We start from the raw sequence: 18,908 nt of genomic DNA on the forward strand, positions 1-18,908 counted from the left end.
CCTCTGCCAGCGTGTAGCCTGGGGTTGTGTTGTCGGCCTTGAATGGGCCAATACGGACAAGCCGCCTGCGGCCATCTTTGGGGAAATACTGGAAATAAAAAGACTTGCCGCTAGGCAATACTTCGAAGATCAATCGTCCTACGTTGCGCCGATCATTGTTCTCACTGTAGCGGTCTTTTATCGGCCTTCCCTTATTGTCTGTCCTGCCGCTATGCCGCACCCCCTTAAGTCCGGGCGCTGTCCACTGAATTTTCTGCAAGGTATTAGTTAAGGTGTCCGTTATGGTGGCACTTATTTTACCACAACATAGACCTCATGGGAAAACATGGTCAGCTAGAAGGGGCTGAGAGATAGGAATAACGGGGCTTGTGAGATAGCATGGAACAGTATAGGCATGGAGAGCACCGGACTTTTAATCCGTTGGTCGAAGGTTCGATTCCTTCACGGCCCACCATAACGTCCCCATACACCAGATCCGCCTTTTCAGGATCTCGCCGGGCCACGGTCATTGGAATTCGAACCTATAATTCGCTTTCTGCGCTGCACAGTCCTTGCTCCGCTTAAAAGGCCGGGTCTTACCTTTCTGCGCTTCACAGTCCCGCTACGCTGGAAAGTCCGGGGTTCGCCTGCCGTGGCGAACCCGCTCGACGGGGTGACAATTCACCGGATCGCCGCCTGGTTCCGTCTCGCCCAAGGTGCGCCTGTTCGCTGGCGCTGATGTTCACAGAACATCAGCGTCTCTCCAGCTCACCCTGCACGGCCCACCAACCCATTGACTCACACGCCCAAGCTGCGGGCACTGCGCATACGCCTAGATCAAAATTTCGCAGGGGTAAAAGGAAGGAAAGATTTTCGCGAGCGCCCTACACGAAGGCAATTCACGAACTTAGCCGGTATTCTGAGCGTGATAATCGGCGAGGAAGTGATTGATTAAGTCATCAATGTAGCTGTTGATCTTCCTCAGATCGATACTCCGACCGTAATGATTCTTATAGTCTGACCAAATTGTGCCCGAGACGAAAGAATCCTGCGTAGTCGGTAGCGGTACTTTGTGCTTGACCGCCAGCATGATGCCGTATGAATAATAAGCGTAGTTGTAATTCACGAACAGGTCCAGTTGCATCAAAACGGCCGAGGGTGTCTGAATTGCTTCGTCATAACTAATCACGCTCAGGCCCGCTTTCTGCAAACGCTCCGTGATGGTCTGCTCCCACCTCGCCTTATCGATTCCGTAGCGTTTGTAGTTGGGCGACATCCCGTTAATACGCAATGTGACGGTGTCGATACCCTGGAGCGTTAGGTGTGAAAACTGGCCTCCATCACCCTTCGTGTACCCTCCTTGCGTGTATGCCCCGAGCGAAGGGGTTAAGAGGTACAGTAATACGATAAAGAGCGATACAGTGCTCATCTTGTTCATCGTTGCTCTCCCAGCACAAATCCGATCAATTCACGATATGTCATTCGACCATTCTGTGCGGCCATCAGTTTCATCCACTATTAGATCAGGCCCTGGATGTGCCTAATCGCGATGAATTTTGATTCTAGATAGCGGCCAATGTATTAAGCGACTCTGTTTAAGGGGCTCCCTGATTACCATATTTCTCGGCGAACTCCTTTGACATACCCCGGGCCTCCTCAAGCTGGGCCGGCGTCATTAGCTTCACCATGACATCACGATTTTGCCGCGCCACTTCGTCCCCAGCCTGGGCCGCAACATTAAACAAGGCATAGGATTGCACGTAATCCTGTGCCACCCCTTCCCCCTTAAAATACATGGCCCCCAGGATGTGTTGCGCGGGCGTGATACCATTCTCGGCCGCCTTATGAAACCAATGCGCCGCGACCGTATCGTCTCGGGCGACCCCTTCGCCCCTATAGTACTGAACACCTAGATTGTATTGTGCGTGCGGATCGCCCTCTTGAGCTAGGACCCTGAACGCCTCAAGTGCCTCCGCGTAATCGCCGCGTTCATAGGCAGCGACACCCGCATTGAAATCCGCTGCGACAGCGGCCGACAGGACAACAATCAGAAGCGCTAACAACAGCGTCAGGTTTAGTGGCATCGGAACTCTCACAATGAGTCACTCTGCGTTACTGCAGCTTGCGTGTATTAGCCCTCTTTGAACACGCATCTGGATGCCAATATTGTACCGCCTCCCAACGCCCGCTTCACCACAACGTCCAACGCAAGCAATCAAAGAATGGAGCACCATTACACGCCGCTTGATTTCCCATATGAGGAAGTAAACTGTTATCTTAGTGGCACGCGACCCGCCCCATCGCCCAGACGTGCTAAGGGGAACCGATCAATGGAAGAGTACGATCGCAATACTGGGATATTCAAGCTGTCACCCGAGATGGCGCGCGAATATCACCGGACTGCGGACCGCCCTGATGACCCGCCGGGAACGACATTCTATGCCGAGAAGTTCAGGGCACTGGGCTTCGAGGTACTTGCCGTTTCAGACGCAGTTCTGGAAATCAAGGCAAGCGCCGATGAGGTTTGGGAGATCCTAAGCGGACAACATCCGTATCTTTGAGCGGAAACAGCCCGACTAGACAATAGCGAGTAATTGAGACAGATCCAATTGTCCCTTTGCCGCGAGGTCGAGAAGGCGGCGCGCACGGCGGCTATTATTCTGTAATAGGAACAGCAATCGATGCATTCTGACCTTTAAGTCCGGCGGTAGGGTTTCGTAGCAACAAACAAAGCGTGTCTGGTCACGCAGCTCTGTCTCGGATTTATTTGGAAAACGGTATTCAAGCACAGCATATAGACTCAAGCACTCTATACATAGTCCTGAGGGGTCTCCCACCTTGACCCTCATGTCGACGTACTCCTGGTCCTTAATCGGCTTGAAGCAGCATTGACAAAGTTTTATTACACCCGTCATGGCACGTACCTTTAGTTTTTCCTACCCAAGTGCGTACCCCATTTTTCTATCGGACGGTATTTGAACCGAATCGAAATCCCACTTCTCTAAGCTACATCATGACCAGCATGCAAACACCCAAAAGAACTACGGTAACACCCTCTGCCTCAGACACAAAGCTCAGACACAATAAAGATGTCTCCCTGCGTCCCTCCCGATTGACCCAACATACGCTCTTCAAATCGCGAAGCAAGTCATGAGGCAAGCCATCACCAACAGACTACTGATCATAGTAGGGTCTACTGCTGCAATCATTGCGCTGAATGTAGCAACTGTTGATGCGCTTAGCGACCCACCCGGCGCAGACCCGTATCCAGCTAAACTGCGTAACCGTTTGGAGACAACACTCCTCGCCAAAGGGCCAGATTACGATCCGAGAAGCGAGCACAGGTTACCTGACGGAAGACCCGTATTTACGAACCGCCTCATCTTCGAAGCTTCGCCCTACCTTGTTCAGCATGCCCACAATCCCGTCAATTGGTATGCGTGGGGTGAAGAGGCATTAGAAACTGCGAAGCGCGAACAAAAGCCAATCTTTCTCTCCATTGGCTATTCCACGTGTCATTGGTGCCACGTGATGGAACGGGAAAGTTTCGACAACGTTGAGATCGCGAGACTGATGAATAGCCACTTCGTGTCGATTAAGGTCGATCGTGAGCGTCGACCAGACCTCGACGAGCTATACATGAGCGCAGTCGTGCTGACAACGGGACGCGGCGGGTGGCCAATGTCTAGCTTTCTCACCCCAGAGGGTAAACCGTTTTTCGGAGGAACCTATTTTCCACCAGCGCAGTTTGAGCGCCTCTTACGTCGGATTAGTGAACTATGGGAGACACAAAGGACAGAGGTCGTGGCGCAAGCAGAAGACTTAACCAACGCTGTCCGCAAGGTCACAGCAGCTCGCGGTACGGCCCGCCGCATGGAAAGCGACACGGTGCAAGGCGCTGTAGCGGAACTTGTCGCACGCCATGATCCATTACTTGGCGGTTTTTCTGATGCACCGAAATTTCCAAATGAGCCTGCATTACTATTGCTGCTTGAATCCGCGTCACGCCGTGGCGACGCAGACGCGCTCGCGGCTGCCGAGACGAGCCTATTGGCGATGGCGAATGGCGGAATCCATGACCAAGTGGGCGGTGGATTTCACCGCTACGCAACTGATCCTAACTGGCTCGTTCCCCACTTTGAAAAAATGTTATACAACCAGGCCCAGCTCGCTCGTGCCTACCTGCGCGCCTATCGCATCACCAGCAAACCCATCTACGCGCGCGTCACCCTCCAGATCCTCGATTTTGTCCTGAGCGACATGACCTCGCCTCAGGGTAGTTTCTATGCGGCAATCGATGCAGATAGCGCGGGCAAGGAAGGAGGATTTTATATTTGGACGCTCGAGGAAATCCAAGAGCCATTGAGTGAAGAAGACGCCGAACTTGCCATTGCCCTCTATGGTGTCACGAGTGAAGGCAACTTTGAGGGTAGCAATATCCTCCACTTACCAGTCTATTTAGAGGAGTACGCCCACGCACACGATTTAGATCTGCCCATGCTCGTGCATGACGTCGATCAGATCCGCGAACAATTGCGAACATATCGGAATACCCGCCCTCACCCGATACGGGATGACAAAATCGTCACAGCCTGGAATGCGATGATGATCACGGCCCTAGCCGAAGCCACTGAAATTTTGACGGAAGAACGTTATCTGGCTGCAGCACAAAAAGCCGCCAAATCCGTGTGGAAGACAAACCGCTTGCCGGATGGCGAACTGTCACGCGCCTACCTCGATGGCGTGGCCGCTGTCGCAGCGGGTCAAGAAGACTATGCCTATCTCGGCGAGGCGTTCGCAACGCTTTATGATGCGAGCGGCGATCCCGTCTGGCTCGCGCGGGCCCAGGATGTGGCCGATATGATGCTCGCAAAGTTCTGGGATGATCAGGGCGGTGGCTTCTTCATGAGTTCTCAGAACACGCGACCTGTTCTCATTGCCCGGCCCAAGAGCGTCACGGATGGCGCGATCCCTTCGGGGAACTCTGTAGCTGTACGGATGCTCGCGATGCTAGCAAGTCGCACGGGTGATCAGCGGTATGCGGACAAGGCAAACCAAACGCTGGCGAGCTTTGCCTCCTCGATTGAGCAGGCTCGAAGCGCCTACGCTTACATGCTGTTTGGTGCCGATGAACTCTTCCACGGCGCCGTGGGCGAGCGGGCCTACGGCGCAAGGGGCAATGTTATCGCCACGGCAAGATTGGCTCAACATAGAAAGCTTGCAATTAATCTCGTCATCCGCGATAGCTGGCACATTAACGCCCACGAACCAAGTCAAAAGGAGCTCATCGCCACCACGTTGACTCTAGCGGATGGCACTGGCCCCTGGCGCTTAGCCCCCGTACGCTATCCGTCACCGGATATAGTCAAACTCGCCTTCAGCAATGCGCCCCTTGGCGTGTATCAAGGTCGAATCACGCTGAGCACCGAGATCATCGAAAGCGCTGAAGACACAGGCGAGAAGCCGCTGGTCCTTCCACTTCGACTTCACATCCAAGCGTGCAATAACGAAATGTGTCTGCCCCCTGAGGTGCTTGTCATGGAACTGCCGGGTACCAGCGTTGAACGCGTGCATTGGCATGGTGCACCGCTATAAGCGCTTCATGAACGCGGATGGGTGATTTGATGCGATTGGCTATTCAATAATCGCTTTTTCAAAGGCGCTTGCGCCTCGATTATCGATCCAGCTGATGGTAATGGTATCCCCCGGAACTGCACCGTTAAGCCGAAACGACAGATAGGGGTTCTTCGATATGGCGATCCCCCAATAAGCCTTCAGCACAACCCGGTCGTTGTGCTCACACAGCACCTCTCTAATATAATGCGCCGGGATGGACTCTCCTGTGTCACGATCTTTGCGCAGTCCCGTCTCCATAGGATGAATCATGAGAACCCTAACCATGGTGACGCCATCAGCTAACTTGGTTCGTATCTTAATGCGTGCGACCATGGTTACAGGAATCTGTCACCCCGTGGCGTGGCGTTAGTCGCTACAACCACCTTCTGTCACCTCAACAAATTTACGCGCGCTGTAGAGCGTGCCGTCCGCCGAGACTACGGCAATGATGTCAGACGACTCGCCCATCTTGATGCGCGTTGCGACAAACCCCTCAGCATCTGGGCTCAATTCAAAACGCCCTATCAAAGGGTACGGATTCTTTTCAACGAGTACCGAGATGGACTGAACATTATCTAGCTCTGCCGTCACCTTGACCGGCACAACAGCGCCATTCTCGATCAAATCATGTACTCCGATCTTGATCACGTCGCTTGAAGTAATCGCTTCATCACCATAAAGCATGGCGATGGCGTCCTGTTCAGTCTTCTGAGCAAAGGCTTTTTCTGGCCAAGCCGCGCGTACCCTGATCGGTTTAAAAAGCCCCGCAGTACAGGCCAGGCCCGCGGCGCCGGCCGCTAACGCAATTTTTAACACCTGTCGGCGGTTAATACTCATTGGCAAGTTGTTACGGGGACGCATTCTCTGGGCCAGTGACTCTATAGGAAGGCGCATAATGTGCTGAAACGCGGGCAGGATTGTCTACAGTTTGAATTTCCTTTCCAATTCAAGCTCTTCTTGGAGTTGCTGCAGGCGTGCACTAATACGCGCTTTTTGATAGTCATCGACTACGAGCATGCTTTGCGCGCGCTTGAATTGCTCTATAGCGAAAGCCGTCTGCCCTAATAAATAGTAATATTCCCCCATAGACATCCGTGCGTCCACTTCGGCACCAGATTGACCCTCGGCCTGGGCAAGAAGTTTAAAATACATCGGGCTAAGTTCATTATTCCATGCATAGTCACGTAATATTTTTCTTGCTTCAGTCGGCTCACCGGCTACCAGCAACGTCTCTGCATAGCCGAGAATGAGAGGGCGATAATTAGGGTAGAGTTTTAGCGATTCAGAATAAATCGTAAGCGCTGATTCATAACGGCCCTCTGCAGTTTCCAGCCTCGCTGCTGCCAGCGTATAGGCAACGCGCTCGCTATCCGAGCGCAGTAGCTCTTTAAGTTGCTGACGCGCCTTTCCATATTTACGATTCGCCATCAACGCCAAGGCATAACCATATCGGACGGCATTTTCATCGTTGTACTGGCCGGTTCGCAACTGTTCTTCGAAGTACCTTGCCGCTTGCTCGGGCTCGTCAGCTGTGATGACGCGCAACTTCGCCCTTACCAGCCGGTAGGCGACACTGTCAGGATACTGCCTGTACGGATACTGGGCAGCGCGGTTCCTCGAATCTGCAATACGTGAGACCGTCACCGGATGGGTACTTAAGTATTCTGGCGGCTGTCCACCATAGAAACGTGAGGCCTGTTGCAAGCGTTCGAAAAACCCGGGCATGCCCTGAGGATCATAGCCCGACCGAACGAGCAGCCCCATCCCAACGCGGTCTGCTTCTTCTTCATTTGCGCGCGTAAAATTAATTTGCGCCTGGGCCTGTCCTGCCAATATACCCGTCAGAGCAGCCTGGCCCGCTTCAGGATTCAGCACGCCGAGCAGTATCGCCCCAAGCATTGAGGCAGCCACGGGTAAGCTTAATCGGTTTACCTGTTCAAACGCACGGGCAAGATGCCGCTGGGTGATGTGAGAAACTTCGTGGGCCATGACAGCCGCGAGTTCACCTTCGTTATATGAAGTCAGTATGACGCCACTGTTAATTCCGATAAATCCGCCGGGTGCAGCAAATGCGTTGATCACTGAATCGTCTACGATAAAGAACGTAAATTGCTGAGTGTTATTGTCGCTCTGAGCAACAAGACGATAACCTATCGACTGGATGTATGCCTCCACCTCCGGGTCATCGATAATCACGACATGTTGGCGAAGCACACGCATAAACGCTTCACCTAACCGTCGCTCGGCCTCGGGTGAGATCGTGCTGCCTGATGGATCCCCTATATCCGGAAGATCGACGGCCCACATTGGCTGAGAAACAGGCCCAGCACAGAGCAAAAATCCCAACAAAACGGGCTTAATCGACCTCAACATTCCACTTTCGACGCCTTCAACGCAATGAATCTATTGAGCGGAGATATCTGTTACAAGTTCCCTGCGGGGTGAAATGTACTTTCTGTTGAACTGACACTAGGCATATCAAGGATGCTCGCGCATCTCATTGTGTTTACCGTCTATGACAAGAATAATACGGTAGTCTTGCTAATCGCACCCAACCCGGCCATGCAATCACGAACATGAAACTCAGGGCCCGTTAACCAGAGAGCGTCAATCTAGTATGCCAGACAGCTACAACGCATTCTATGCACAATCCGGCGGGGTCACTGCGGTGATTAACGCGACTGCCTCCGGTGTGATTGAGACGGCCCGGCAACATGCGGATCGAATATCCAATGTCTATGCCGGGCGAAATGGGATCATCGGAGCCTTGACCGAAGACCTCATTGACACGAGCTTTGAGCCACCTGAGTCGATCGCCGCCTTGCAGCATACACCTGGGGGCGCATTTGGTTCATGCCGCTTTAAACTTACGGGATATGAAGAGAGTAAGGCAGAGTATCAGCGACTGATTGAAGTTTTTAAGGCACACAACATTGCGTTCTTTTTCTACAATGGAGGCGGCGACTCACAAGATACCACATATAAAGTCTCCCAAATCAGCGAGAAACTCGATTACCCGATCACCTGCATCGGGATCCCAAAGACCGTTGACAATGACTTGCCCCTGACGGACAACTGCCCGGGATTTGGTTCCGTCGCAAAATACGTAGCCGTATCCATCCGTGAAGCGGGTCTGGACGTCGCATCCATGGCAGAAACCTCCACAAAAGTTTTTATCATGGAGGTCATGGGGCGTCACGCGGGCTGGATTGCCGCGGCGAGCGGCCTCGCCGCCGAGAAAGAAGGCGATCCGCCACATATCATTCTGTTCCCGGAAATTCCGCTCGAGCCACAGCGCTTCCTCGCCAAAGTGAAGGAGAACGTGGAACGCCATGGTTACTGTTGTATCGTCGTCTCTGAGGGTGTACGCAATCAGGAAGGTCAGTTTCTTGCCGAAGCAGGAACCCGTGACGCGTTTGGGCATGCCCAGCTCGGGGGCGTTGCGCCGCTGCTTGTAAACAGCATCAAAACCGAACTCGGCTACAAGTGCCACTGGGCTGTTGCCGATTACTTGCAACGCTCAGCGCGGCACATCGCGTCGAAAACCGACGTCGATCAAGCCTACGCCTTGGGAAAGGCGGCCGTCGAACTTGCTGTTCAGGGTAACACGGCCGTCATGCCGATCATCGTACGCAAGTCCGACGACCCCTACGAGTGGGAGATCGGCACGGCCCTGCTAAAAGATGTCGCAAACGCAGAGAAAAAGATGCCCGCTGAATTTATCCGCAAAGACGGCTTTGGTATCACAGAGGCATGTCGGCGTTACATTAAGCCTTTGATCCAAGGTGAAGACTATCCACCCTACAAAAATGGCTTGCCACAGTACGTAAAACTCAAAAATATAGCGGTCCCGAAAGTGACCAAGACTGCCTTTGAACTCAAATGATATCAAAGTAGAATGAGCGTCCTCTACCAACGAGCAGTCCATGGATGCGTTCGGCAAACGTGGACTGTACTCAGCGACACAGGGGCAGACTAGCCCCTTTTTTTCAATCACAACAAATGCTCAGAAGGGGGTCTTCATGTCAACAGCTCTAGGTTTCGCGTTGTTATGCGGAATACTGGCCCTGGTCTACGGTGCCTGGTCAACTCGTTGGGTTCTCGCACAGCCGCAGGGCAGTGACCGCATGCGCGAGATTGCCGCAGCAATCCAACAGGGCGCCTCCGCCTATCTAAACCGCCAGTACACCACCATTAGCGTCGTTGGCGCTGTACTGTTTTTGATCATCGGCGTCGCCCTAGATTGGCAGACGGCTTTCGGTTTCCTTCTTGGTGCAGTCTTATCAAGCGCAGCGGGTTATATGGGCATGAACATCTCGGTGCGCGCGAACCTGCGCACCGCTGAAGCGGCAAAAAACGGATTGAATGCGGCGCTCACCGTCGCTTTTAGAGGCGGCGCCATCACGGGGATGCTTGTGGTAGGCCTTGGGCTCATCGGAGTCACCGGCTACTATGCGATCCTAACTGCCGTCACTCCAAACGGCGAGGCGACACCCCTTACCCCGCTGGTCGGCCTCGCGTTTGGCGGCTCATTGATCTCCATCTTCGCCCGTCTCGGTGGGGGTATCTTTACCAAAGGCGCTGATGTGGGCGCTGACCTCGTAGGCAAACTTGAGGTCGGGATCCCGGAGGATGATCCCCGTAACCCAGCGGTTATTGCTGACAACGTCGGGGACAACGTCGGGGATTGTGCGGGCATGGCAGCGGACTTATTCGAAACCTATGCGGTAACCGTCGTTGCCACCATGCTTCTGGGGAGTCTGCTGTTCAAGGATGCTGCGACCAACGTGGTGGTTTATCCCCTGGTACTGGGTGGAGTTTCCATTCTCGCTTCCGTGATCGGGACATTCTTCGTCAAAGCGACCGAGGGCGACAAGATCATGACCGCACTCTACCGGGGTCTCATCGTCTCGGGCGTGTTGGCCGCCATCGCCTTTTACCCGGTGACGCGATGGCTGATGAACGATGTCGAAGGCTACAGCGTGGGACAGCTCTACGGAGCAGCCTTGATTGGCCTTGCGCTGACCGCCTTCATGGTCTTGATCACCGATTATTTCACCAGTACGCATTACGCACCGGTGCGACGCATCGCCCAAGCCTCAACCACGGGGCACGCCACCAACATCATCGCGGGCTTGGCCGTCTCGATGCAATCCACGACTTGGCCGGTGATCGCCGTGTGTGCAAGCATCTGGGGGGCCTACACCCTCGCGGGCGTCTACGGCATTGCGATTGCCGCAACGGCTATGCTGTCCATGACCGGCGTGATCGTCGCCCTCGACGCGTTTGGCCCCATCACGGACAACGCCGGGGGCATTGCCGAGATGGCCGACTTACCGAGCGAGGTGCGTGCCATTACAGATCCCCTGGATGCCGTTGGCAACACCACCAAGGCGGTGACCAAAGGGTACGCAATCGGGTCCGCCGGGCTCGCAGCGCTCGTGCTGTTTGCCGACTACACCCATAGCTTAGAGCATGTAGGCAAGCTGGTTGAGTTTCAGCTGTCAGACCCCGCGGTGCTCATCGGGCTTTTTATCGGCGGATTGGTTCCTTATCTCTTCGCTTCTATGGCCATGGAGGCGGTGGGTCGTGCAGCCGGATCTGTGGTCGTCGAGGTACGCCGGCAATTCAAGGAGATCGATGGCATCATGGAAGGCACTGCCAAACCGGATTACTCGCGGACCGTGGATCTCTTAACCAAGGCAGCGATTAAGGAGATGATCATCCCGTCCCTCCTGCCGGTGCTTGTGCCCATCATCGTCGCGCTCGGGATCGGCTGGCTGATGGGGCCGGAGGCTGCCCCTAAGGCGCTAGGGGCCGTGCTCGTCGGCACCATCATCACCGGGATCTTTGTGGCGATCTCCATGACCGCGGGCGGGGGTGCATGGGACAACGCCAAAAAGTACATTGAGGACGGCAACCTCGGCGGCAAGGGAAGCGAGGCGCACAAGGCGGCGGTTACAGGCGATACGGTCGGCGATCCCTACAAGGACACGGCCGGGCCCGCAATCAATCCGTTAATTAAGATCATGAACATCGTTGCCTTGATGATTGTGCCCCTGATCTGATCGGTTCGATCGCGTTTTTCAGCACCTACTGTTGGGAAAGGATCCCAGCAGCACGGAGCAATTGGGCCGTTTCATAGAGCGGTAGGCCCACGACGCCCGAATAGCTCCCCTCGATGCGATCGATGAAGGCGCCTGCCCGACCCTGAATGGCATACCCTCCCGCCTTGCCGAGCGGCTCACCGGTCTCCCAATAGGCAAGGCACTCCGCTTCACTCAATGGACAGAAGCTAACTCGGCTCACACTCACACGTACGGCTTGGCGTGTTCCCATCAAGGCCACCGCTGTATAGACCTGGTGCGTCCGCCCGGACAGGGCCCTAAGCATAGTCAACGCTTCGTCTTTGGCCCGCGCCTTGCCCAGGATTTTGTCATCCAGCACCACCACCGTATCGGCTGCAAATACAGCCGGCGCCTTTAACCCCTTCACTTTCTCCCATCCGGCCACCGCCTTGGCAAGTGCCAAGCGAGTCACGTAGGCGCGCGCTGATTCTTTCCCGTCCCAGGTTTCCTCGACTTCGATGTCGATAATCTCATAAGAGACACCGAGCTGTTCCAGTAACACGCGGCGGCGAGGTGATCTTGACGCAAGAAAGACGGACGTAACCATTAAGCCCGATGGTAGGGGTGTTTAATCAGCATGGTCCAGGCGCGATAGAGCTGCTCCACGACAATAATGCTCACCAGGGCATGCGGGAGGGTCAGGCGAGATAGCGACCAGGTATAGTCAGCCGACTCTGTCAGGGCCCCATCGAGCCCATCCGCTCCACCCACAAGCAACGCTACATCGGGCGACGCTCGCATCCATGCATGCATATGATCAGCAAGTTCACGACAGCTCCATTGCTCACCGGTCTCAGCAAGCGCAACGACCTTCGCCCCGGTGGGTATTGCAGCGAGGATCCGTTTCGCTTCTTCCTGGAGAAGACGCGCCATAACCGAAGACTTGCGACGTCTCGCAGGCGGGATCGCAATTAACTCCAGCCGACACTCGGCGGGTAAGCGCTTAGCATATTCGTGGAATCCAGCATCGACCCAGGCTGGCAAGCGCTTACGCACCGCGATCAGGTAGAACCGCATTTGCTAGGGCAATTTAGCTGGCATTCAGCCGCTGGTCGTGGCCGGTCCAAAGTTTCTCCAACTGGTAGAATTCCCGCACAACGGGCCGCATGACATGGACCACCGCATCACCGAGGTCAACTAAAACCCAATCACCTTCCTGTTGCCCCTCAACACCCAACGGTGTGATCCCGTGTTCCTTGGCGGCCTCGATCACTTTGTCAGCTAAGGCCTTGACCTGACGATCGGATTTACCGCTGGCGATGATCATAAAATCGGTGATCGTTGTCATACCGTTGACATCAATCGCCCGGATATCTACCGCCTTGAACTGATCCAGGACACCGACAACGAGTTCGGAGAGTCGTTTAGATCGCATCAGCTATCCGCATAAAGTCCGTGTTGATGGATCAAGACCAACACGCTGCTTGGCAATAGAAAGCACGGGCTCCTACCGCTCGCTATCATTGCCCGTATTCCTGATGCGGTGATGTCAAGCATCGGTATAGCCGCTAAAAAGACATGCCCAGCGGGTTGATCGTGCAGGGCGGACGGATCTTCCACAGATCGCTCAGCGAGTAGCTTCTGCAACTCGACATCACCGGTTAGATGAGCGCCGGGTCTACCGACCACTACGATATGCGCGAGTTCAGGCAGCCTAGTCCAGTCATGCCAACTCGCGAGGGTCCGGAAAGCATCCATGCCCATGATGAGGCAGAGCGGCGTATCACTTAGTTCTTCACGCAGGGAAGTCAGCGTATTGATCGTGTAGGAAGGCCCTTCACGACTCAACTCACGATCATCAACGCACAAGCCCGCCTCGTCCTTGATCGCTGCCTCTAACATCGCGCAGCGAAGGTCACGTCCGGCCAGCGGCGCCTCCCGATGCGGTGCCGTACGTAACGGGATGAACCGCACCTCGGCCAGATCCAGAGCGTCATAAAGTTCCAGGGCAAGACGCAGGTGACCATGATGAACCGGGTCAAACGTGCCGCCGAGTATACCAATGGGTTTCATGCTCACTCATCGAACCAGCGACGTATGCTGCACCAATCCACACATGCCCCTCATTCTCGAATGTGTCCATCACCAATCACGATAAACTTCTGAGATGTCAGTCCCTCAAGCCCGACAGGCCCGCGCGCGTGAAACTTATCCGTGCTGATCCCGATCTCTGCGCCGAGGCCATATTCGTACCCGTCGGCAAATCGAGTGGACGCGTTGATCATTACGGAGCTGGAATCTACCTCTCTGAGAAACCGGCGGCCGTCACTCACATCTTCGGTAACGATGGCATCAGTATGTTGTGATCCATACTGACGAATATGATCGATCGCCTGATCTAATCCCTTCACTACGCGAACTGATAAGATCGGCGCAAGATATTCTGTCGACCAATCCTCCTCAGTAGCAGGAATTGCATCGGGCAAGATGGTCCGCGTGGTCTCGCAACCGCGAATCTCCACGCCCGCTTCTCGATACATCGGACCGAGCCGTTCCAATACGGACTCGGCAATCGCATCTGCGACCAAAAGTGTCTCCATCGTATTACAGGTCCCAAAGCGCTGGGCCTTCGCATTAAAAGCGATGGCGACAGCCTTATCGATATCAGCGTCGTCATCGATGTACACATGACAAACGCCATGAAGATGCTGAATGACCGGCACCCTCGCCTCACGCGTGACCCGTTCCATCAGCCCCTTGCCACCGCGCGGCACGACGAGGTCAACATGCTCCCTCATACGCAAGAGCTCGCCCACCGCTGCACGGTCAGTGGTCTCGATCACCTGCACCGCATCCTCCGGTAATCCCGCGTCTTTCAGCCCCTTGTGGATACACGCCGCGATTGCCTGATTGGAGTGGATCGCTTCTGAACCGCCGCGCAGGATCGCCGCATTGCCTGACTTCAGGCAAAGACCAGCCGCATCTGCCGTCACATTGGGACGCGATTCATAAATAATGACGATAACCCCGAGAGGCACGCGCATCCGCCCGACCTGGATGCCGGAAGGCCGGTAACTGAGGTTGCTGATCTGCCCGACGGGATCCGGCAGCCCGGCGACCTGCCTCAGCCCCTCGGCCATGGCGCTGATTCGCCGCTGGGTCAATTCCAACCGATCCAGAAGCGCTGCATCAAGGCCACCTGCCCTGCCCGTCTCAAGATCGCGTCTATTGGCCTCAAAAAGATCACTTGTATGGTTTTCAAGATGGGCCGCGATCGCAAGCACGGCTTTGTCCTTGAGCTTTGTCTCGGCACGCGCCATTTCAACAGCCGCGTGCGTCGCGCGCTCACCAACCTTTTTTATATAGGTTTGAATGTCCATGCCAACCTAACGAGACGATACACGGGTCGGTTCATGCAACCGTGCAGAGTGATCCAATACATGCACTCCGTTAAAAGACGTTAACCCGAGTTTCACACCGGCAATATTCAGACACAGACATTTCAAAGCGTCCCAAGCATTGCCCGGTGTTACACCTTTGATGATTCGGTCAATCGTTGCCGCTTCCCGCAATAAGCCTTGCCAATCTCGCGCCCCGTGGCGTTCCAAGGCTCGTTTAACAATCGGCCGCCGCCTTTCCCAGACTCGGAAGTCAGCAAAAACCCGCGCAAGACCCAAATCCATTTTCTCGGCCATCACGGACATCGCCCGAAGCTCCCTCGCCAACGCCCACAACACCAGGCTTGCTTCCACTCCCTCACTGCAAAGCCCCATCAGGATCCGAATACTTCGTCCCGCATCACCCTCGAGGGCAGCATCGACCAAGGCAAAGACATCGAAACGGGCAGAATCCGCGACCGCGTCGAGGACATCATTCGCCTCGATCGCTGCATTGGGCCGCAGTAGGAGCAGCTTATCCAGCTCCTGGGCAGCCGCCAGCAAATTGCCTTCAACACGCTCGGCGATCAATGTGGCTGCCTCGGGGGTCACGTGCACCCCGCGACCCGCCATACGATCAATGATCCATGCTGGCAGCTGCCGGGGCTCAATTGGCCGGACCTGAATCACCACGCCATTCGCGTCCAGGGCCTTGAACCACTGACTTTGCTGGACTCTTTTATCAAACTTGCTCGCAATGATGATCAAAACGGTATCGTCAGGTGGCTTATTTGCATAGGCGGCTAATGCCTGCGCACCCTCCTGACCCGGTTTGGCCTCAAGCAATCTGAGCTCGATCAGACGCCGAGTCGCAAACAACGAGCGGTTGTCACGTGCATGTTGCAGAGCACTCCAGTCGAATCCCGACTCTACGGTAAGTACGATCCGCTCATCAAACCCTTGATGGCCTGCGAATGCACGGATCTCATCCGCTGCTTCCATGCGCTGCAACGGCTCATCACCAGTTAAAAGATATATCGGCGCCAGGCCCATACGCTCTAAGTTGGGAGCAAGCTGATCGAATTTAAGCTTCATGAAAGAGTGCGAATCAACGGAGAGAGGTTTCCCAGTTTACTCCGTGACAAGGACCGCAAACTTCTGAATGGCTTGCAGGCGCCTCAAGATCAGCGTGGCTGCTTGCCGCCGCATATCATCGTCGACGACACCCGCCTCGTTAAACTTTCCCAACACATCCGTGCCATCGAAGGTTAGGTCTTTCACAACGCCTATCTGCTGATCCTTTATCAGCACATTGCCATCCGATCTCGCTACCGACAGGTTTACTCTGTAACCCAGTTGGTATTCTTCCACCTTGCCGGTTTGGGCAGAGACCGCCAGTACACGTCTATCAAAAGACTCGTTTCTGACCTTCACCAAGAGTTCCGCGTCTTCCCGATTTTTCGTTGTGGACACGCCAGCGTCATTCAGTCGCTGAATAATCTCCGCTGCTAGCGCATCAGCACCTTGAGATTGGACATAGACCACGGGCAATTCGAGTGCCGCGTCAGTGGAACCCCGCAAATGAAACCCACATGCACTTATTAGAAAGGCGAAACCAAGCAGTAATACATAATTTCGATTCATCGATCTTCTCATATATTTTTCGAAATCAATCAACCACAATGTTAACCAGACGCCCCGGGACAACTACAATTTTTTGCACTTCTCTGTTTTCAACAAAACGCTGGACATTCGAGTCGGCAAGCGCCGCCTCCTGAAGTTCATTACGGGCCGCGTCTGTCGGTACCGTTATCCGCGCACGTAGTTTTCCGTTAACCTGTACCACCAGGAGAATCTCTTCCCGGGTCAACGCAGTCTCATCCGGCGCAGGCCACGGTGCATTGATCACCATTTCATCGTGCCCTAACGCTCGATAAATTGCATCGCTGATATGTGGCACAATGGGAGCAAGCAGCAGCACTGCTGTTTCCAATCCTTCTTGCATGATGGCCCGTCCCGCTTCGGAGTTGTCCTGTGCACGGGAGAGGGAATTGATTAACTCCATCACCGATGCGATGGCCGTATTAAAAGTATAACGCCTGCCAATATCGTCATTGACCTTTATAATGGTCTCATGGATTTGCCGCCTGAGGGCACGCTGCTCGGCAGTTAGTTTATGCTTATTGCTCACTGCTGCCTGCCCCTGCGACAGATGATGCGCTGCGAGCTTCCAAAAACGTCTTAAAAAACGAAAGGCACCGGCGATGGCCGTATCCGACCACTCAAGCGTCTGCTCCGGCGGCGCCGCGAACATCATAAACAAACGTACGGTGTCCGCACCATATTGATCGATCATGGCCTGCGGGTCGACAGTATTGCCCTTTGACTTGGACATCTTGGCGCCACCCTTGAGGACCATGCCCTGCGTGAGCAGGTGTGTAAACGGCTCGTCACAACCCACAAGCCCCTCGTCACGCATTAACCTGTGAAAGAAGCGCGCATACAATAAATGAAGAATGGCATGTTCAATGCCGCCGATGTATTGATCAACAGGCAACCAGTAGTCCGCCCTGGCATCCAACATGGCGTCATGACTGTCGGGGCAAGCAAAGCGCGCGTAGTACCACGAAGATTCCACAAAGGTATCAAATGTGTCCGTTTCACGTTCTGCAGCCCCACCGCACTCGGGACACGTGGTATTGATGAAAGACGTGAGCCGCTTCAGCGGTGAGCCAGTCTCATCAAGTGCCACATCCTCCGGTAATAACACGGGGAGGTCATCATCGGCCACGGGGACACTGCCGCATGATGCGCAATAGATGATCGGAATCGGCGCACCCCAGTAACGCTGTCTTGAGATGCCCCAATCCCTCAACCGGTAGTTAACCAACCGACGTCCTTTGCCACGCGCCTCGAGGAACTCTGCAATGGCGACAAATGCATCATCGGATGTCAGACCATCGAATTCACCCGAATGACGCAAGACACCCTTATCAGTAAATGCCGCTTCATCAAGCGTCAAGTCACCGTTGTCCGGATAAACAACCGGGCGAATCGGGAGGCCATATTTCTTTGCAAACTCAAAGTCGCGCTGATCGTGGGCCGGCACAGACATAACGGCGCCAGAGCCATATGTCATCACCACGAAGTTCGCAACCCAGACCGGGAGCGCCTCAGCCGTTATTGGATGGACAGCCTTCAAACCGCTATCCATGCCGCGCTTTTCCATGGTCTCCAAGGCCGCCTCGGATACCTGCACATTGGTGCACTCATCAAGAAAGGTCTTAAGCACCGCATTACCCGCGGCTGCCCTGACCGCCAGCGGGTGCTCCGGTGCCACCACCACATAGGTCGCCCCCATGAGCGTGTCGGGGCGGGTCGTAAACACCATTACCGATGCGTCGCCAACTTGAAACTCAATATCGATACCCTCCGAACGCCCGATCCAGTTCTGTTGCATCGCGCGAACGGCCTCTGGCCAGCCAGGGAGGTTATCAAGCCCTGCCAATAACTCCTCCGCATAGGCCGTGATCTTGAGAAACCACTGGGGGACTGCCCGTCGCTCAACTGGCGCGCCGGACCGCCAGCCCTTACCGTCCACAACCTGCTCGTTGGCGAGCACCGTTTGATCCACCGGATCCCAGTTCACCATCGCCGTCTTTCGGTAAACAAGACCTTTCTTAAAGAGGCGCGTGAACAACCACTGTTCCCAGCGGTAATAAGACGGGTCGCACGTCGCAAGTTCTCGGTTCCAAGCGTAGGCAAAACCGAGGCGCTTGAGTTGGTCGCGCATATAGACGATGTTATCCCGGGTCCACTTGGCAGGGGGTACCTTGTTTTCCATCGCGGCATTTTCCGCGGGCAAACC

Annotated in this window: 19 protein-coding genes; 4 read left to right on the top strand and 15 right to left on the bottom strand. The window is 54.7% G+C overall.

Features of this window, described 5'->3' with window-relative positions; translation table 11 throughout:
- The 3 genes from O6944_10140 to O6944_10150 form a co-directional block, all read right to left on the bottom strand.
- The coding region (locus O6944_10140) for a hypothetical protein (GenBank protein ID MCZ6719496.1) at positions 1-259 on the bottom strand (259 nt) is incomplete at its 3' end.
- A 627-nt stretch (positions 260-886) separates the two neighbouring features.
- On the bottom strand, positions 887-1,417 hold the full coding sequence (locus O6944_10145) for a hypothetical protein (GenBank protein MCZ6719497.1): 531 nt from the start codon (positions 1,415-1,417) through the stop codon (positions 887-889).
- Positions 1,418-1,574: 157 nt separating this feature from the next.
- Complete coding sequence (locus tag O6944_10150) at positions 1,575-2,063, bottom strand: tetratricopeptide repeat protein (protein MCZ6719498.1); 489 nt, start codon at positions 2,061-2,063, stop codon at positions 1,575-1,577.
- Between the two features lie 246 nt (positions 2,064-2,309).
- Here O6944_10150 and O6944_10155 point away from each other — a divergent pair, with 246 nt between their 5' ends.
- Positions 2,310-2,540: a hypothetical protein gene (locus O6944_10155; GenBank protein ID MCZ6719499.1), complete on the top strand. Its 231-nt coding sequence runs from the start codon at positions 2,310-2,312 to the stop codon at positions 2,538-2,540.
- 15 nt (positions 2,541-2,555) lie between these two features.
- On the opposite strand, the gene O6944_10160 is transcribed toward O6944_10155, so the two are convergent.
- Positions 2,556-2,894 carry a hypothetical protein gene (locus O6944_10160; protein ID MCZ6719500.1) on the bottom strand — a complete coding sequence of 113 codons (339 nt, stop codon included), beginning with the start codon at positions 2,892-2,894 and terminating at the stop codon, positions 2,556-2,558.
- 235 nt (positions 2,895-3,129) lie between these two features.
- Between O6944_10160 and O6944_10165 the strand changes: the two genes are divergently transcribed.
- Positions 3,130-5,574: a thioredoxin domain-containing protein gene (locus tag O6944_10165; GenBank protein MCZ6719501.1), complete on the top strand. Its 2,445-nt coding sequence runs from the start codon at positions 3,130-3,132 to the stop codon at positions 5,572-5,574.
- Positions 5,575-5,613: 39 nt separating this feature from the next.
- Here O6944_10165 and soxZ read toward each other — a convergent pair whose 3' ends face one another.
- The 3 genes from soxZ to O6944_10180 all read right to left on the bottom strand — a co-directional run bounded on the left by soxZ (position 5,614) and on the right by O6944_10180 (position 7,902).
- Complete coding sequence (gene soxZ, locus O6944_10170; protein ID MCZ6719502.1) at positions 5,614-5,928, bottom strand: thiosulfate oxidation carrier complex protein SoxZ; 315 nt, start codon at positions 5,926-5,928, stop codon at positions 5,614-5,616.
- A gap of 33 nt (positions 5,929-5,961) precedes the next feature.
- On the bottom strand, positions 5,962-6,432 hold the full coding sequence (soxY, locus tag O6944_10175; GenBank protein MCZ6719503.1) for a thiosulfate oxidation carrier protein SoxY: 471 nt from the start codon (positions 6,430-6,432) through the stop codon (positions 5,962-5,964).
- An 84-nt stretch (positions 6,433-6,516) separates the two neighbouring features.
- The gene (locus O6944_10180; protein MCZ6719504.1) at positions 6,517-7,902 is read right to left on the bottom strand and encodes a M48 family metalloprotease; all 1,386 of its coding nucleotides are present in this window, start codon (positions 7,900-7,902) and stop codon (positions 6,517-6,519) included.
- Between the two features lie 310 nt (positions 7,903-8,212).
- Between O6944_10180 and O6944_10185 the strand changes: the two genes are divergently transcribed.
- Both O6944_10185 and O6944_10190 read left to right on the top strand, forming a co-directional pair.
- Positions 8,213-9,481: a 6-phosphofructokinase gene (locus O6944_10185; GenBank protein MCZ6719505.1), complete on the top strand. Its 1,269-nt coding sequence runs from the start codon at positions 8,213-8,215 to the stop codon at positions 9,479-9,481.
- 136 nt (positions 9,482-9,617) lie between these two features.
- On the top strand, positions 9,618-11,663 hold the full coding sequence (locus tag O6944_10190) for a sodium-translocating pyrophosphatase (GenBank protein ID MCZ6719506.1): 2,046 nt from the start codon (positions 9,618-9,620) through the stop codon (positions 11,661-11,663).
- 25 nt (positions 11,664-11,688) lie between these two features.
- Here O6944_10190 and O6944_10195 read toward each other — a convergent pair whose 3' ends face one another.
- The 8 genes from O6944_10195 to leuS form a co-directional block, all read right to left on the bottom strand.
- Positions 11,689-12,270: a Maf family protein gene (locus O6944_10195; protein ID MCZ6719507.1), complete on the bottom strand. Its 582-nt coding sequence runs from the start codon at positions 12,268-12,270 to the stop codon at positions 11,689-11,691.
- A complete protein-coding gene (gene rlmH / locus O6944_10200) occupies positions 12,270-12,740 on the bottom strand; it encodes a 23S rRNA (pseudouridine(1915)-N(3))-methyltransferase RlmH (protein ID MCZ6719508.1) in 471 nt (156 codons plus the stop codon). The genes O6944_10195 and rlmH overlap by 1 nt, the downstream gene beginning before the upstream one ends.
- Before the next feature lie 13 nt (positions 12,741-12,753).
- A complete protein-coding gene (gene rsfS / locus O6944_10205; GenBank protein ID MCZ6719509.1) occupies positions 12,754-13,098 on the bottom strand; it encodes a ribosome silencing factor in 345 nt (114 codons plus the stop codon).
- Entirely contained in the window at positions 13,098-13,736 is a 639-nt protein-coding gene (gene nadD / locus O6944_10210) for a nicotinate-nucleotide adenylyltransferase (GenBank protein ID MCZ6719510.1), read from the bottom strand. Before nadD ends, rsfS begins: the two co-directional genes overlap by 1 nt.
- A 50-nt stretch (positions 13,737-13,786) precedes the next feature.
- A complete protein-coding gene (locus O6944_10215; protein MCZ6719511.1) occupies positions 13,787-15,043 on the bottom strand; it encodes a glutamate-5-semialdehyde dehydrogenase in 1,257 nt (418 codons plus the stop codon).
- Positions 15,044-15,049: 6 nt separating this feature from the next.
- Positions 15,050-16,135 (bottom strand): DNA polymerase III subunit delta, encoded by a 1,086-nt coding sequence (gene holA / locus O6944_10220; GenBank protein MCZ6719512.1) that lies wholly within the window; start codon positions 16,133-16,135, stop codon positions 15,050-15,052.
- A gap of 36 nt (positions 16,136-16,171) precedes the next feature.
- On the bottom strand, positions 16,172-16,684 hold the full coding sequence (gene lptE / locus O6944_10225; protein MCZ6719513.1) for an LPS assembly lipoprotein LptE: 513 nt from the start codon (positions 16,682-16,684) through the stop codon (positions 16,172-16,174).
- A 25-nt stretch (positions 16,685-16,709) separates the two neighbouring features.
- The coding region (leuS, locus tag O6944_10230) for a leucine--tRNA ligase (protein MCZ6719514.1) at positions 16,710-18,908 on the bottom strand (2,199 nt) is incomplete at its 5' end.

This window comes from Gammaproteobacteria bacterium (genome assembly GCA_027296625.1).
Lineage (GTDB): Bacteria > Pseudomonadota > Gammaproteobacteria > JAKEHO01 > JAKEHO01 > JAKEHO01.

Bases quoted from the DNA above. Each gene is read 5' to 3' on its own strand.
- O6944_10145 (MCZ6719497.1), bottom strand. From the start codon at position 1,417: ATGAACAAGATGAGCACTGTATCGCTCTTTATCGTATTACTGTACCTC.
- O6944_10150 (MCZ6719498.1), bottom strand. From the start codon at position 2,063: ATGCCACTAAACCTGACGCTGTTGTTAGCGCTTCTGATTGTTGTCCTG.
- O6944_10155 (MCZ6719499.1), top strand. From the start codon at position 2,310: ATGGAAGAGTACGATCGCAATACTGGGATATTCAAGCTGTCACCCGAG.
- O6944_10160 (MCZ6719500.1), bottom strand. From the start codon at position 2,894: ATGACGGGTGTAATAAAACTTTGTCAATGCTGCTTCAAGCCGATTAAG.
- O6944_10165 (MCZ6719501.1), top strand. From the start codon at position 3,130: ATGAGGCAAGCCATCACCAACAGACTACTGATCATAGTAGGGTCTACT.
- soxZ (MCZ6719502.1), bottom strand. From the start codon at position 5,928: ATGGTCGCACGCATTAAGATACGAACCAAGTTAGCTGATGGCGTCACC.
- soxY (MCZ6719503.1), bottom strand. From the start codon at position 6,432: ATGAGTATTAACCGCCGACAGGTGTTAAAAATTGCGTTAGCGGCCGGC.
- O6944_10180 (MCZ6719504.1), bottom strand. From the start codon at position 7,902: ATGTGGGCCGTCGATCTTCCGGATATAGGGGATCCATCAGGCAGCACG.
- O6944_10185 (MCZ6719505.1), top strand. From the start codon at position 8,213: ATGCCAGACAGCTACAACGCATTCTATGCACAATCCGGCGGGGTCACT.
- O6944_10190 (MCZ6719506.1), top strand. From the start codon at position 9,618: ATGTCAACAGCTCTAGGTTTCGCGTTGTTATGCGGAATACTGGCCCTG.
- O6944_10195 (MCZ6719507.1), bottom strand. From the start codon at position 12,270: ATGGTTACGTCCGTCTTTCTTGCGTCAAGATCACCTCGCCGCCGCGTG.
- rlmH (MCZ6719508.1), bottom strand. From the start codon at position 12,740: ATGCGGTTCTACCTGATCGCGGTGCGTAAGCGCTTGCCAGCCTGGGTC.
- rsfS (MCZ6719509.1), bottom strand. From the start codon at position 13,098: ATGCGATCTAAACGACTCTCCGAACTCGTTGTCGGTGTCCTGGATCAG.
- nadD (MCZ6719510.1), bottom strand. From the start codon at position 13,736: ATGAAACCCATTGGTATACTCGGCGGCACGTTTGACCCGGTTCATCAT.
- O6944_10215 (MCZ6719511.1), bottom strand. From the start codon at position 15,043: ATGGACATTCAAACCTATATAAAAAAGGTTGGTGAGCGCGCGACGCAC.
- holA (MCZ6719512.1), bottom strand. From the start codon at position 16,135: ATGAAGCTTAAATTCGATCAGCTTGCTCCCAACTTAGAGCGTATGGGC.
- lptE (MCZ6719513.1), bottom strand. From the start codon at position 16,684: ATGAATCGAAATTATGTATTACTGCTTGGTTTCGCCTTTCTAATAAGT.